We start from the raw sequence: 5,340 nt of genomic DNA, 5'->3' as shown, positions 1-5,340 counted from the left end.
AGCGGAGCGGCCTCGGCGGTGAGCCCGTTGCCGCCGAGGAACAACCGCTCCAGGGGACGGGAGCGTCCCGTCAGGGCCTCCAAGAGGGCGCGCAGTCCGTCGGGGCCGATCCCCGTGTTGACCAGGTCGAGGGTACGTAGCGTGGAGTTGGTGCGGAGCATCGCGGCCAAGGCGCGGACACCGTCGTCACCGGCCGGGTTGCGCTTGAGCCACAGGGCGTGGACCGTTTCGTCCGAGGCCAGCGCCTCAGCGAGGGCCATGACGCCGTCCGGACCGATCCGGTTGCAGCCGAGGTAAAGCGTGCGCAACCCGTGCCCAGGCTCGAGGGCACCGGCGACGGTACGGGCGCCGCGGTCCCCGATGGCGTTCGTTCCCAGAAGCAGGTGAACTGCGTGCGGCGAAGCGGCGGCCACGGGCAGCAACTTGGTGACACCGGCCGCCCCAAGTCCCTGCTTGCACAGATCGATCCGCCCGTCCGCACGCACAGTGCCGAGCGGAAACGTCTCGTCCGCGGCGACGGGGAGCGGCGACTCCAGCCGGATGAGGAGCTGATCGAGTCGCACCGGTTCGGCGAGCGGAAAGTCCGGATACTCAACAGCAGGGCAGCGTACGGGTGTCGGCTGCGTCATCACCACTCCACCGGTCCGTCCTGGCCGACGCTCCGGTACGGGGCGGACGGCGGAATCGCAAGGGTGGCAAGGCCGGTCGGATTCGAACCGACGTCCTCCAGCTCGCAGCTAGGGCGCGACGACCTCTGCGCTACGGCCTTGCCGCTCGTGAGCATAACGGCTGTCGCAGACATGTTCGATCACGGGGCCGCACCCGTGCCCGCACCCGACCGGCGGCGTGGCAGGCTGAGGCAACGGTGAGCAGGCAGGAGACATGGGCAATGGGGCCGGGAGATGCTGCCGTTGGTCGATTCCGTCTGGACCTGGGACGCAAAGCCCCAGGGGTAGCCCCGTACCAGGCCTGCCCTTTTGCAGGTCGTGCGTAGGGCTCTGCCAGCAGGGCGGTCTCCGCGCGAAAGACTGCGCCACGCTCCTCCGGAGGGACAAGACGGTCTGCTGTCTCCGTTTCCATCCCCGCAGGCAGCAAGTGGCAGCCCCGGAAGCGGAAAGAGGAAGAGCCGAGGTCCGGGTGCTCGTCTTCGAAGCCACGGTTCCGAATAGCGTTGAGATCTCAGTCCTTGGCTGGCAGGTCATGTCGCGCTAGCCAGTTCGGATCATCCAGATCCTTGAGGACCTGCTCCGACAGCCGGGCGAGACCTGTACCGCGTCCCCGGGCGAAGCATCCGCGAGCCCCGCACCGGGCGTGCTTCAAGGCGGCGGCCCGAGCGGCATCTTCACTGTCGTACCGCGTCACGTTGCGCCACTCGTAGCCCTCCTGTGAATCTGCGGAGGCCGGCCTGGCTTCAAGGGCCCAGCAGCTTTCCCAGCCGTGGTATTCGTCACCGCAGTGCGCGCAGGGCTGGCGGGCACGGGCGTCACGGTCGCCGTGCTGTGCCCTGGTCCGGTGCACACCGAGTTCGTCCAGTCCGCCGGCCTGGACAGCGACGGCTATCCGCCGTTCTTGTACATGCCGTCCCGTGAGGTGGCGCGGGTCGACCTCGACGCGCTCGATGCCGACCGAGGCGTGGTCGTCGCCGGACGGCCCATGCGCATCGCCAGGCGCCTGATGCGACTGACACCACGGTGCATCCTGCTGCCCGCGCTCGCCCGGCGCCGACGGCGCCGGTGACGCTGATGTCCGTCTTGGCGATCCGCACGTTGCAGCGGACACCGCCATTGGGGCCGTCGGTCCGTACATGATGCCGACGTTGTTGTGGCCCCAGCCGGTCACCGCCTGGGGGTAGCCATCGGTCCGGTTGGCCGCTCCGTCGTGGAGAAACCCGCCGCTTCGAGTAGAGGTTGATGGCGGCCCACAGAACGCTCGGTAAACTTCCATGGAAACATGAAGTGGATCATTACTCTCCGGTATATCCGGCGGCTATAAGAAAGCCTGTGAGCATCTCCCGCAGACGACTGATCATCGGAGCCGCAGCCGCGACGGCAACCGCGCCCCTCGTCACGGAAGGGCTGGCTGACGCCGGTCAGACCTTCCCCTCCACGCGGCAAGCGCCCTCCCTCCCCGCACCGTGGGACTCCGGCATCGACCACATCGTGGTCGTGATGATGGAGAACCGTTCCTTCGACCACTACCTGGGCTGGCTGCCCGGCGCCGACGGCAAGCAGGCCGGACTGACATACACCGATCGCGACGGCGTCACCCACTCCACTCACCACTTGGACACCGCCCAGGGCTGCCGGTACAACGACCCCGACCACAGCTACGAGGGCGGCCGGATCGAGTACAACGACGGCGCCTGCGACGGCTGGCTGCGCGCCGGGACGAACGACGTGTTCTCGATCGGCTACTACCTGCCGGAGGACCTCGACTTCTACGGCAAGGCCGCGCCCGCCTGGACGGTCTGCGACCGCTACTTCTCGGCGATCATGGCCGAGACGTACCCCAACCGCTTCTACCAGCACGCCGCGCAGACCGACCGCATCCGCAACTCCACGGACATATCGACGCTCCCCACCATCTGGGACCGTCTCGCCGACGCAGGTCTGCAGGGCAAGTACTACTTCTCCGACGTACCGTTCACGGTGCTGTGGGGCACCAAGCACATCGGCATCTCGCACCCGTACACCGAGTTCCTGGCCGACTGCGCCGCCGGCGCCCTGCCCCAGGTCTCCTTCGTCGACCCCAAGTTCCTCGACGAGGGCAGCGGCACCTCCGCCGACGACCACCCGCACGCCGACATCCGCGCCGGCCAGCACTTCCTCAACGAGGTCTACCACGCCGTCACCACGGGCCCCGCCTGGGAGCGGACCCTCCTGGTCGTCAACTACGACGAGTGGGGCGGCTTCTTCGACCACGTGGCCCCCACCACCGCCCCCGACGCCCAGCCCGACTGGGGCCTGCGCGGCTTCCGCACCCCGTGCCTGGTGATCTCCCCGCGGGCGAAGCGCGGCCATGTCGCGCACGGCGTGTACGACCACGCCTCGGTCCTCAAGGCCATGGAGTGGCGCTGGGACCTGCCCGCCCTCACGCCCCGGGACGCCGCGGCGAACAACATCGTCGAGGTGCTCGACTTCACCAACCCGCCGAACACCGACGCCCCGCAGTGGTCGGTGCCCGGCGTCGTCGGACTGCCCTGCCCGCCCGCCGTACTCCCCGACTACGAGCAGTGGCACGCGCTGCGCGACCTCGCCCTCTCCCTCGGATGGAAGCTCCCCTCGTCATGAAGCACCGTCTCCTGCGCGGCAGGCGCCGTCTGATGATCCTCGCCGCCGCCTTCATCACCCTCATGGCGGGCGGCGGCACGCTGCTGGCGCTGCAGGCCGAGGCCGCGCCCGCCGCGGACCCGCACCACGTCTTCGTGATCAACCTGGAGAACAAGGGGTACGACGAGACCTGGGGAGCCGGCTCCAAGGCGCCGTACCTGAGCCAGACGCTGCGATCCCAGGGCGTGCTGCTGTCGCAGTACTACGGCATCGGCCACAACAGCCTGGGCAACTACATCGCGCAGGTCTCCGGACAGGCCCCGAACCCGGACACCCAGTCCGACTGCCAGATCTTCGCGCCCTTCGTCCAGGCCGGAACCGTCTCCCCCGGCCAGGCCGTCGGCCAGGGCTGCGTCTACCCGTCCGGCGTGCAGACGCTGGCCGACCAGATGGGCGCCTCGGGACACACCTGGAAGGGGTACATGGAGGACATGGGCACCCCGTGCCATCACCCCGCGGTCGGCGCGGTGGACGACACCCAGAAGGCCAGGACCGGCGACGAGTACGCCACGCGCCACAACCCGTTCATGTACTTCCACTCGATCATCGACCAGCCGGAAAGTTGTGCCGAGCACGTCGTCGACCTCTCGGCGCTCAGCACCGACCTGCGGAGCACCACCACAACCCCCGACCTGAGCTACATCACGCCCAACCTGTGCGACGACGGCCACGACTCCCCGTGCGTGGACGGCCGTCCGGGCGGGCTGGTCTCCGCCGACGCCTGGCTGAAGCAATGGGTTCCGGTCATCACCTCGTCCCCGGCCTTCAAGAAGGACGGCATGCTGGTGATCACCTTCGACGAGTCCGACGGCCCGCAGGCGGACGCGAGCGCCTGCTGCGGCGAGAGTCCGGCCCCGAACACACCGCTGCCCGGCATCGCCGGCCTCGGCGGCGGCCGTACGGGGGCGCTCGTGCTGTCTCCCTTCACCAAGGGCGGCACCTGGAGTACGACGCCGTACAACCACTACTCGCTGCTGGCCAGCATCGAGGACCGGTTCGGACTGCCGTACCTGGGCTACGCCGGGCAGAAGGGCCTGAGCCGGTTCGGCACCGACGTGTTCAACGCGGGGACCTGACGGCCCGGCCTCCTGTGGTGGCTCCCACCCTCACGGACGCGCGGAGTTTTCCCGACGGCCCTCCACGCGCATTGCTCCGCCATGTCGGGTTGTCCGGCCTCGTCGAGGAGGCAAGCCGGGTCGAGCCCCGGCCCCGTCCACCCGGATCAGGATCTTCGCGGCCGACGATCCGGAGATCTGGGCCAGGGCATCGCTGAGCACGGCGATGTGACTCCTCCCCCTCATAAATGAGGGGGCTTCTCGCTAGGCCGGTTGGGCTTCGCGACGGGCCAGCCCGGCCCGTAGAACGTTGACAGCGCCCACGGTGTCCGCGTGCGCGTGGTGGCCGCACGAGATGCAGTGGAAGGTTTCCTGTGTGGGCCGGTTCTCCTGGGCGGTGTGCCCGCATCCGGGGCACCGCCGGGAGGTGTTGCGGGGATCCACGGCCATCACTTCCCGTCCGGCGCATGCTGCCTTGGCGGTGAGGATCGCGAGGAACACCCCCCATCCGGCATCGGCGATCGAGCGATTGAGCCCGGCCTTCGCGCCGGCCCCGTTGGGCAGGAAACGGCCCGGCTGGTCGGGGTCCGGCTTGGGGGCGGGGGCCCGGCGCATGTTGCGGATCTTGAGGTCTTCGTGCGCGATGAAGTCGTACTCCCGCACCAGGTTGAGGGCGGTCTTGTGGGCGTGGTCCAGGCGCCGGTGGCGGACCTTGCGGTGCAGCCGGGCCACCCTCTCCACGGCCTTGCGACGCCGCTTCGAACCGCGCTTGCACCGGGAGAGCGCCTGCTGCGCGGCTTGGAGCTTCGCGGCGGATTTCGCCCCGTGGCGGGGGTTCTCAACGAACCCGCCGCCCGAGTCGGCGAGGAAGTTGGCTATGCCCATATCGATGCCGACCACCGCGCCGGTCGGCTCCAGCGGCTCGGGCTGGGCCTGCTCGGCGGTCAGGATCAGAT

Annotated in this window: 4 protein-coding genes, 1 tRNA gene and 1 pseudogene; 3 read left to right on the top strand and 3 right to left on the bottom strand. The window is 69.1% G+C overall.

What is annotated here, in order from left to right; translation table 11 throughout:
• Both ACWEN3_RS40540 and ACWEN3_RS40535 read right to left on the bottom strand, forming a co-directional pair.
• A pseudogene (locus ACWEN3_RS40540) lies at positions 1-629 on the bottom strand (gala protein); the annotation flags it as partial.
• A gap of 64 nt (positions 630-693) precedes the next feature.
• Positions 694-769: transfer RNA gene (locus tag ACWEN3_RS40535), tRNA-Arg, on the bottom strand.
• A 668-nt stretch (positions 770-1,437) separates the two neighbouring features.
• Between ACWEN3_RS40535 and ACWEN3_RS40530 the strand changes: the two genes are divergently transcribed.
• From ACWEN3_RS40530 to ACWEN3_RS40520, 3 genes are all read left to right on the top strand, one after another.
• The gene (locus tag ACWEN3_RS40530; protein WP_452981961.1) at positions 1,438-1,737 is read left to right on the top strand and encodes a hypothetical protein; all 300 of its coding nucleotides are present in this window, start codon (positions 1,438-1,440) and stop codon (positions 1,735-1,737) included.
• Positions 1,738-2,000: 263 nt separating this feature from the next.
• Positions 2,001-3,290, top strand: a complete 1,290-nt coding sequence (locus ACWEN3_RS40525) for an alkaline phosphatase family protein (protein ID WP_452981958.1) — start codon at positions 2,001-2,003, stop codon at positions 3,288-3,290.
• Entirely contained in the window at positions 3,287-4,405 is a 1,119-nt protein-coding gene (locus ACWEN3_RS40520; protein ID WP_452981955.1) for an alkaline phosphatase family protein, read from the top strand. The genes ACWEN3_RS40525 and ACWEN3_RS40520 overlap by 4 nt, the downstream gene beginning before the upstream one ends.
• Before the next feature lie 243 nt (positions 4,406-4,648).
• Here the strand turns inward: ACWEN3_RS40520 and ACWEN3_RS40515 are convergent.
• Positions 4,649-5,340, bottom strand: a 692-nt coding sequence (locus tag ACWEN3_RS40515; protein WP_452981952.1) for an RNA-guided endonuclease InsQ/TnpB family protein, incomplete at its 5' end; no start/stop codon positions are given.

Source organism: Streptomyces sp. NPDC004561, assembly GCF_053602155.1.
Note: the sequence above shows the minus strand (reverse complement) of the source record. Positions and strands in the feature narration are given on the sequence as shown.